The organism is Nakamurella sp., assembly GCF_048594475.1.
Classification (GTDB): Bacteria; Actinomycetota; Actinomycetes; order Mycobacteriales; family Nakamurellaceae; genus Nakamurella.
The window spans coordinates 1-2081 of the sequence record NZ_JBMDXT010000371.1 but is presented as its reverse complement, the minus strand read 5'-3'; the positions used below and the strand labels follow the sequence as shown (position 1 = coordinate 2081).

General features: G+C 74.2%; 2 protein-coding genes. One reads left to right on the top strand and one right to left on the bottom strand.

Annotated features, from left to right (window positions below; translation table 11 throughout):
• Positions 1-1280, bottom strand: a 1280-nt coding sequence (locus ACOJUF_RS16580) for a vWA domain-containing protein (protein WP_420122930.1), incomplete at its 3' end; no start/stop codon positions are given.
• An 86-nt stretch (positions 1281-1366) separates the two neighbouring features.
• Between ACOJUF_RS16580 and ACOJUF_RS16575 the strand changes: the two genes are divergently transcribed.
• The coding region (locus ACOJUF_RS16575; RefSeq protein ID WP_420122929.1) for an AfsR/SARP family transcriptional regulator at positions 1367-2081 on the top strand (715 nt) is incomplete at its 3' end.

The window sequence follows — 2081 nt, the reverse complement described above, 5'->3', positions numbered from 1 at the left end:
CGCCGGTAGAGCTCGGCGTCGGGCACCCGGTCGATGTCGTCCAGGGCGAAGAAGTCGACGTTGTCCACGACCCGGCCGGCCATGTCGTCCAGCTTCTCCAGCAGGCCGTAGTCGTTGGCCCCGATGCCGACGAACTGCCAGAAGACGGGCCGCGCCGCTGCCTCGGAGATGATCCGGGTGATCTCCTTGCGCTTGTAGAACCCGCCGTCGGTGAAGAACAGCACCAGGGTCGGCGGCCCGCCCGGCCGGACGGAGCCGGCGAGCTCGGTCAGGATGGGGATCTCGTCGTTGCTGCCGCCGAGCTTGCGGTAGTTGATGCCCCCGTGGGTGCCGTTGAGGTGCAGGAACTCCTCCGGCCAGGTCTCCAGGTCGGCGACCCGCAGGTCCGGCAGCCGGGCGAACGTCTTGGCGTACAGGTAGGTCTCCAGCGACCCGTCCGTGTCGAGCTGGATGGCCACCGGCACCATCCGTTCGACGACCCGGTGGATCAGCCGCGACTTGTACTCCTGGTACATCGAGCCGGTCTTGTCGATGACCAGCACGACCCGGGCCCGCTCGGTCTGCGCACCCTTGGTCAACAGGACCCGATGCACCTCCCGCTTGCGCAGGTCCAGCGCCTGCCGCTTGACCAGCGACAGCCGCTCCTCGCCGGGGACCGACCGCGGGCCGCCATCGGCCGGAGCCGGAGCCAGAGCCGGAGCCGAGGCCGGATTCGGGGTCGGCGCAGCGGCGGGCGGCGGTGCGACGGGCGGTGGTGGGGCGGCCGGGTGTGCGGCGGCGGGCGGGGCCTCGTCGTCCACCTGCACCCCGTGCTCCCGGACGAGGGCGGCCAGGCCCTCGGTCCAGCCGGCCGAGACCGACCGCAGCTTCCAGGCCCCGGCGCGGCGGTAGACCTCGGCGAGCACGGCGGCCCGTTCGGTGGTCAGCCCCTGGGCAGGGACGTCGTAGCCGTCCGGCCCGACGCCGACCCCGAGCCCGGCGATGTCGGCGAGCGACCCGGCCTGCGCGTCGTCCAGGGCGACGGTCACCGCGACCGTCTCGATGACCTCCGGCACCGCCCGCAGGTCCAGCGTCAGCACGTCCGGACCGGTCAGCCGCACCGCCCCCTCGGGCGAGGCGGGCTGGTTGAAGAAGACCAGGTCGTCGTCGGTGCGCACCCGGCGGTCGGCGGTCAGCTGGAACGCCATCAGGTCGACCACCCCGGGTCGGGCGCCCCGCACGTGCACGCTCAGCTGGTCGGCGGTCAGCGGGGCGTTGGCCCCGCGGCTCAGTTCCGGCACCGCACCAGCCTCGCACAGGCGCACCCGGGCCGGGCTCGTCGCATGTCCGGGGCCGGTGCCGACCCGGGTCTGGTTACGATGCGCCGGTGACGCCCCCGGACCCCAGCGACCAGGCCCCGGTCCTGGACGTCCGGCTGCTCGGCCCGCTGGAACTGCTGGTCGACGGGACGCCGCTGCCGCTGCCGGGCGGCAAGCCGCGCGCCCTGCTCGCCGCCCTGCTGGTCAGCCGCAACCGGGTGGTGCCGGCCGACTCGCTGGCCGACGCCATCTGGGACGGCGACGTGCCGGCGAACTTCCTGGCCACCATGCAGGTGCACGTGTCGACCCTGCGCCGGGCGCTGCGCCCGCTGTCCGACGCGGCGCTGCTGACGGTCACGACCCAGTCGCCCGGTTACCGGGTGGTGGTCGACGAGGCGCTCGTCGACCAGGGTCGCTTCGCCCGGTGGGTCCGGGCCGGGCACGAGCTGCTCGCGGCCCACCGGTATCCGGAGGCGGCCGAGCGGCTCCGCTCGGCGCTGGCCGAGTGGACCGGGGCGGCGCTGGCCGACCTGCGGGGGTTCCGCTTCGCCGACGACTTCGCCGCGGCCGTCGAGGAGGACCGCCTGCTGGCCGTGCAGTCGCGGATCGAGGCCGATCTGGCGTCCGGCCAGGAGGCGGCGGTGATCGGTGAGCTGGTCACCCTGACCGGCCAGTACCCGCTGCGGGAGCCGTTCTGGATCCAGCTGATCACCGCCCTGTACCGGTCCGGCCGGCAGGCCGACGCGCTGGAGGCGGCCCGCCGCATCCGGCAGCTGCTCGACG